This is a genomic window from Nocardia sp. NPDC051463 (assembly GCF_040681975.1).
GTDB lineage: Bacteria > Actinomycetota > Actinomycetes > Mycobacteriales > Mycobacteriaceae > Nocardia.
The window spans coordinates 60,594-66,865 of sequence record NZ_JBFBAB010000037.1 but is presented as its reverse complement, the minus strand read 5'-3'; the positions used below and the strand labels follow the sequence as shown (position 1 = coordinate 66,865).

General features: G+C 66.4%; 6 protein-coding genes. 3 read left to right on the top strand and 3 right to left on the bottom strand.

Going from position 1 to position 6,272, the window contains the following annotated elements; genetic code table 11:
- Positions 1–302 precede the first annotated feature (302 nt).
- Genes AB0M74_RS31860 through AB0M74_RS31850 form a run of 3 tightly spaced genes read right to left on the bottom strand, consistent with a single transcriptional unit; the run spans position 303 to position 2,615 of the window.
- Positions 303–710: a RidA family protein gene (locus AB0M74_RS31860; RefSeq protein WP_366530014.1), complete on the bottom strand. Its 408-nt coding sequence runs from the start codon at positions 708–710 to the stop codon at positions 303–305.
- A gap of 23 nt (positions 711–733) precedes the next feature.
- Positions 734–1,498, bottom strand: coding sequence for an IclR family transcriptional regulator (locus AB0M74_RS31855; protein ID WP_366530013.1), 765 nt, complete (start codon positions 1,496–1,498; stop codon positions 734–736).
- 16 nt (positions 1,499–1,514) lie between these two features.
- Positions 1,515–2,615: a sugar kinase gene (locus AB0M74_RS31850; protein ID WP_366530012.1), complete on the bottom strand. Its 1,101-nt coding sequence runs from the start codon at positions 2,613–2,615 to the stop codon at positions 1,515–1,517.
- Between the two features lie 112 nt (positions 2,616–2,727).
- Between AB0M74_RS31850 and AB0M74_RS31845 the strand changes: the two genes are divergently transcribed.
- The 3 genes from AB0M74_RS31845 to eda are packed head-to-tail and all read left to right on the top strand — an operon-like array spanning position 2,728 to position 6,265.
- Positions 2,728–4,029, top strand: a complete 1,302-nt coding sequence (locus AB0M74_RS31845; protein ID WP_366530011.1) for an amino acid deaminase — start codon at positions 2,728–2,730, stop codon at positions 4,027–4,029.
- 5 nt (positions 4,030–4,034) lie between these two features.
- Positions 4,035–5,645 carry a D-aminoacylase gene (locus AB0M74_RS31840; protein WP_366530010.1) on the top strand — a complete coding sequence of 537 codons (1,611 nt, stop codon included), beginning with the start codon at positions 4,035–4,037 and terminating at the stop codon, positions 5,643–5,645.
- Complete coding sequence (eda, locus tag AB0M74_RS31835) at positions 5,642–6,265, top strand: bifunctional 4-hydroxy-2-oxoglutarate aldolase/2-dehydro-3-deoxy-phosphogluconate aldolase (RefSeq protein ID WP_366530009.1); 624 nt, start codon at positions 5,642–5,644, stop codon at positions 6,263–6,265. Before AB0M74_RS31840 ends, eda begins: the two co-directional genes overlap by 4 nt.
- Positions 6,266–6,272: the final 7 nt, after the last annotated feature.

Sequence of the window (6,272 nt, the reverse complement as noted above, 5' to 3'; positions counted from 1 at the left end):
AGTCGGGGACGGCACCCGACGCGCCCAGCACTGCCCGGTAGTTCACTGGTGAGCGAACCGTTGTGGGCGGGATCGTGGTGGGTTGTTCCTGGAACCCGCCCAGCTCGGACCGGTCTGGTGCGCGAGGTGACGTTGGGGTGGTGCAGAGCAGTGCTTGGTACGCCGTGTGCCGTACGCGGCTCTCTCTTCCGCAACTCGAGTACACAAGCACACATCTTCCGGCGTGCAGACTGGCTGGGAGGGATTGTCGAGATCACACGAAGTACTGTGCGGTTCGACTTCGAAAGACGCTCTGGTCGTGGCTATTCGGTGATGATGGCAAGAGCGTCGATCTCGACGAGCATCTCTGCGCGCGGCAGCCCGGTGAATACCGTGGTGCGGCTCGGCAGCACATCGCCGGTGGTGTTGGCGGTGACGAATTCGCCATACGCGTCGTTCATGGCGGTGAAGTCGTCGCGGGTGGTGAGGTAGACGCGCAGCATCACCACGTCGTCGAAGGTGGCGCCTCCGGCATCGATGATCGCCTTCACGTTGTGCAGCGTCCGAATGGTCTGTGCCGCGACATCACCGGGGAACAGATAGTCGTTGGTCACCGGATCCACCGGTCCCTGGCCCGAGACCTGGACGAACGGTCCCTTGCGGACACCCTGGGAGAAGGTGTGCGCGGGGGCGGGCGCTTCGGTGGTACGAATGGCGATCTTGTCGCGCATGGTCTGCCTCTCCTGTGGTGGTCTCAGCTGGGGGTGGGGACCCGGCCGGTGGACCAGCCGAGCTCGGTGGAAATGGCCGCCGCCGCAGCCCGCAGCCGCGGCAGTTCGGCAAGCACCTGGTCGTGGTCGAGCAGCATGTCGGGCACCGACATCGATACCGCGGCAACGACCGCGCCGGTGCCGTTGCGCACCGGAACTCCGATGCAGTTGACGAAGCTCTCATGCTCCTCGTGGTCCTCCGCATAGCCTTGCGCGGCAACCAGGTCCAGCTCCGCGAGGTACTGCTCGGAAGTACGGATGGTGCGCTCGGTGAACGTGCGGTAGTCGAGGCGCTGTGCGATGGACCGCCATTCGGCCCGCGGCTGCGCGGCGACGAGCACCTTGCCGACGGCCGTGCAGTGCAGTGGCGCCGGTCGCCCGATCCGGGAGTACATGCGCACGCTCTGAATCGCATCGAATTTGTCGATGTATATCGCTTCGCCCGATTCATAGGTCGCGAGGTGAATCGTCTGTCCCGTAGTCGAATTCAGTGCGCTCAGGTGTGGGCGCGCGATGGTTCGGACGTCACGCTGTTCCAACGCCCGATTTGCCAACTCGAACAACTTCGAGCCCAAGACGTACTGATGCTGGCTGTCATGAGTGACGAATCGCTGTGACTCCATGGTCTGTAGCAGGCGCAACACCGTCGACTTGTGCACGCCGAGCTCGGTCGCCAACTGCTCGAGGGATCGCGAATCCTCCCCGAGGGACAGGAGAATGGTCAACGCACGCAACAGACTCTGACTCATGACTTTGCCCTAACGCTCATAACGCCACATTGTGGGCCACAACCGCCTCGGCGTAATGCACTCCGGCCCAGGCGGTCTCGTCGAGAATTGCCAGCGAGTGCAGTACCTCGGGCGACGGTAGTTCCGCGATATCGCCGGTGCCGGTCAATGCCGCGGCGGCGCACAGATGCCCGAACCGCAGCCGCTGGGCCAGCGGACGCCCGTGCAGCAGTGCCGCCAGGTATCCACCCGCGAACGCGTCGCCCGCACCGATCCGCTCGGTGATGTCGAGTCCGAGCGCGGGCATCTCTACCCGCTCGTGGCCGGAGAATCCCGTCACCGAGTGCTCGTTGTTCTTGACCACCAAATGCTCGGGCTCCGGGAACAGGGCGCGCAATCGGTCCGGATCGTCGACATCGAACACCTCGCCCGCCTCGTCGGCGCCGAGAAAGACCACATCGCTGTCGCGCACATGCCCGGCGAGTACATCCGCCGCCCGCTCGAGCCGTCCGGCCCACAGCGTCGGTCGGAAATTGAGGTCGAAGCTGACCAATCTGCCGTGGCGCGGCATCGTGATCAGCGCCTCGGTGAGCTCGGTAGCCGACTCCGACAACGCGGTGGTGATCCCGGTGAAGTGCACGACTTCGCAGCTGTCGAGTACACGGGCCGCGGCGGTGGCCGCGAGATCGGTCGCGGACAGTGCGCTGGCCGCAGACCCGGTGCGGTAGTACAGCATCCGGCTGACTCGCTCGGCCAGATCTGTCGCCTTGCCCGAACCACTGCCGCGTTCCTTGATGTAGACCGCGGTAGGGCGGGTCGGATCAGTGACGACCGCGGACACGTCCACACCGCGATCGGCGAGATGCCCCACCAGGTACCGGCCGAACCCGTCGTCGCCCACTCGGGAGATCCAGGCCGCGTCGATGCCCAGCTGGGTCAGCACAGTAGCCACATTCGACTCGGCGCCGCCCGCGGTGCGCTCGAAGATGTCGGAGTCTTCCAGTGGGCCGGGTCGCGCCACCAGGACGGCAAGCCCTTCCCCGATGGTCACCGCTCGCGAGCGGGTCGATGTACGCCACCTCACATCGATCTCCTTTCTGCCCTTGCGGCCACCGGCCATCCCGTGCAGAATAACCACACTAAACACGATATGCAACAGACGTTGCAAAATACGCAATGTATGAAGTGCATAAAATGAGCGCGAACTCGGGGGCATAAAACTGCGGACCCCGTCCGAGGGAAGGAACGTCGTGACGATCGACGAGAAAGCCGTTGCCGCACTGGAAGATCGAGTGCTCGGTCCGGAACACAAGAGTCTGCCGCCCGCGGCGTGGGGCCGGACGGTTCGGGAGTTCCTCGACTCGGGTCCGCATCTCGAGGAGTTCGAGACGCCGGTGCTGACGGTGGATCGGGCGGCGGTCGCCGCCAATGTCGCGGTGATGGCCGACTGGGCGCGAGCCGCGGGTGTGCGCCTGGCTCCGCACGGCAAGACCACCATGGCTCCGCAACTGTGGGCCCAGCAGCTGACGGCGGGCAGTTGGGGTATCACTCTGGCCACCGTGTGGCAGGTCCAGCTCGCGCGTTCCTTCGGCGTCGGTCGCATCGTGCTCGCCAACGCTCTCGTCGATCCGGTCGGTTTGCATTGGCTCGCAGTGGAATTGGCGCAGGACCCAACTTTCGAGTTCGTCTGCTGGGCCGACAGCGTCGAGACGGTGATGCTGATGGATGAGCATCTGCGCTCGGCGCCGGGGCAGGCCGGGATCCGGGTGGTCATCGAACTCGGTGGCCCGCGCGGCCGCACCGGTGCGCGGACAGTGGCGGAAGCCAAGGCCATCGCCGTCGCGGTGGACCGCTCCGCCCGGCTCACCCTGGCGGGCGTCGGCGGCTACGAGGGGGCGCTTGCTCACGACCGCACCCCGGACGCCATCGCGGCCGTGCGCCACTACCTCGACGAACTCGCAAGACTGCACCGTGAACTTGCCGCAGATGGCCTTTACCGCGACGGTGCGATCATCACCGCGGGCGGCAGTGCCTACCCCGATCTGGTCGTCGAGTGCCTGGCCGGATTCGCCGATGAGCAAGGCGCGCAAGGTATTCCGACCACCGTTGTGCTGCGCTCGGGGGCCTATATCATCCATGATGACGGCTTCTACTCGGGTATTTCACCGCTGGCCGCACCGCGAAGCGATCGGCCGCTGCGTTCGGCGATGCACGGCTGGGCGCGGACGGTGTCGCGACCGGAGCCGGAGCTCGCGCTACTGGACGCGGGGAAGCGCGATCTTCCCTTCGATGAGGGGCTTCCTGTCCCGCAACATGTTGCGGGACAGGAGGACTCACTGAACCCGGCCGCGGCGGTGTCGGCACTCAACGATCAGCACGCCTTCCTGCGGCTGCCCGGTAGCACCGCGGTGGAGGTCCCCGTCGGCAGCGTGGTGCGCCTCGGCCTCTCGCATCCGTGCACCGCATTCGACAAATGGCGGCTCATTCCGGTGATCGACGATGCCGACGCCGAACGTCCGCGCGTCGTCGACCTCCTGCATACGTTCTTCTGACGCCCATGACCGAATTGTTGTTTCGCGACATCGACATCGTCGATGGCACCGGCGCACCGCGTTTCCGCGGTGACGTGCTCATCGATCGGGGCCGGATCGCCAAGATCTCCGGGCCGCGCACACTCACTGCCGCCCGGATCCTCGACGCCGCACCGGGATCGGTGCTTGCTCCCGGCTTCATCGATATGCACGCGCACTCGGATCTGCATCTGCTGACCGAGCCCGGTCACTTCCCGAAGATCAGCCAGGGCATCACTACCGAGGTCCTCGGACAGGACGGGTTGTCCTACGCTCCGATCGACGATGCCGCCCTGGCCGTGCTGCGGCGTCAGATTGCCGGGTGGAACGGCAATCCCGCGAATCTTGAATTCTCCTGGCGCAGCGTGGCCGAGTATCTCGAGCGCCTGGACCAGGGCATCACACCCAATGCCGCCTACCTGGTGCCGCAGGGCACGCTGCGGCTGCTCGTCGTCGGCAGTGCCCAGCGTGCGGCGACCGTGGCCGAAATACGCCGGATGCGGGAGCTGCTCGCGCAAGGTCTGCGCGAGGGTGCGGTCGGCATGTCGAGTGGGCTCACCTACACACCGGGAATGTATGCCGACACCAGTGAATTGGCCGCGCTGTGTGAGGTTGTCGCGGACTTCGGCGGGTTCTATGCCCCGCATACCCGCTCCTACGGTGCGGGCGCACTCGAGGCGTACGCGGAAATGATCGAGCTGGCGCGCAATACCGGCTGCGCGCTGCATCTCACCCACGCCACCATGAACTTCGGCGTCAATCGTGGTCGGGCACCAGAGTTTCTCGCGTTGGTCGACGCGGCTCGTGCCGAAGGCTGCGACATCACGCTGGACACCTACCCATATCTGCCCGGCGCGACGACGCTGTCCGCGCTGCTGCCGAGCTGGGCCATGTCCGGTGGACCGGATGCGGCACTGGCCAGGATCGACGACCCCGCGCTGCGTGCCCGAATCGCGCTGGACGTCGACGTGAACGGCTCCGACGGCTGCCATGGCGTCACCGTCGAGTGGGAGACCATTCAGATCAGTGGCGTCGCCAATGAGGAACTGGACCGGTATGTCGGCAAGACCATCGATCAGATCGCCGCCGAGAGCAGCGTCGCGCCGGTGGCGGTGTTCTTCGACCTGCTGCGCCGCGATCTGTTCGCCACCACGATTTTGCAGCACGTCGGCCACGAGGAGAACGTGCGCGCCATCATGGTGCATCCCGGGCATATGGGCGGCAGCGACGCGCTGCTGGTCGGTGACCGGCCGCACCCTAGGGTATGGGGCACCTTTCCCCGTTACCTCGGCCATTACGTGCGTGAGCTCGGAGTCTTCGAGCTAGAGGACTGCGTGCACCACCTCACCGGCAGGCCGGCCGCGCGGCTTCGGCTCAGCGATCGCGGGCTCGTCTTCACCGGGTACGCCGCGGATCTCGTGCTGTTCGATCCGGCCGCGATCACCGACACCGCGACCTTCGACAACCCCAAACAGCAGGCGCGCGGTATTCAGCACGTGCTGGTCAACGGTGAGTTCGCGATCGAAAACGGCGCGCCGACAGGTGCACTCGCCGGCCGCGCGCTGCGCATGGATGCCGCCAGGAAGGAGACATATTGAACACCGACGCTCTCGATGTGATCCGCGCCGACCGGGTACTCAGCGTGGTGCGCGCGCCGGAGATCCCGGACCCGGCGGCGCTGGCGGATGCTCTGGCGCGGTCCGGCATTCGCGCGCTGGAACTCACCTTCACCACACCGGGTGTGCTCGGCTCGCTGCGCGCGGCCGCCGCGACCGAGGCCGCCGTGCTCGGCGTCGGGACGGTGCTGACCGCCGATCAGGCCGAGGCGGCGATCGACCACGGCGCTCGGTTCCTGGTCACCCCTGGCCTGCGCCCCGCGGTCGCCGCCGTCGCCACCCGGCGCGGCATCCCGGTGGTGATGGGCGCTTTCACGCCGAGTGAGGTGCTCACCGCGATCGACCTCGGTGCCGCCGCGGTCAAGATCTTCCCCGCGCGGGCGCTGGGTCCCGGCTATCTGAAAGACCTGTACGGTCCGTTCCCCGACGTGGCGCTCATCCCGTCGGGCGGCGTCAACGCGGGCAATGCCGCCGAATTCCTCGCCAACGGAGCTGTGGCCGTCACCGCGGGCACCGATGTCGTTTCTCCCGCCGACGTCGCCGCGGGCCGCTGGTCCGACATCGCCACGCGCGCAGCGTCATTTGTTCGATCCATGAATTGAGAGGTAC